This is a genomic window from Bradyrhizobium sp. Kon56 (assembly GCF_055807635.1).
In genome coordinates, this window is the sequence record NZ_JBVVOU010000265.1 from 1 (window position 1) to 325 (window position 325).

Consider the following 325-nt stretch of genomic DNA (forward strand, 5'->3'; position numbering starts at 1 on the left):
CTCGAGTGGTTCAACAGGCGGGTTCTGTGTATTGGAGGGGTCATGGTTCATCGCAGCGTTCTCCCGTGTGCAGGATAGGAACTTCGTTTGAACCACCACTGATGTTCAAGTGCGACGAAAAAGACGAGTGCCACCAGCAGGTCCATATTGCCCGCACCGGCCCGCACGGCTTTCCACGCCGCGCTGTAAAAACGCGCGCCGAGGATGAATTGCACCGGCGTCGCCAGGGCGAACTGGACCCAGGCGGGGAGCATCCAGTGCACGCCAAAGGGTTCCATCAGCATCGGCAGCACCAGGGCCAGCGCCAGCAGGATCGCCAGCATCA

1 pseudogene is annotated in these 325 nt (G+C 60.9%); it reads right to left on the reverse strand.

Annotated elements, in window-relative coordinates:
- Nucleotides 1-125: 125 nt before the first annotated feature.
- Nucleotides 126-325 (reverse strand): annotated as a pseudogene (locus AC0L3B_RS38910) (hypothetical protein); the annotation flags it as partial.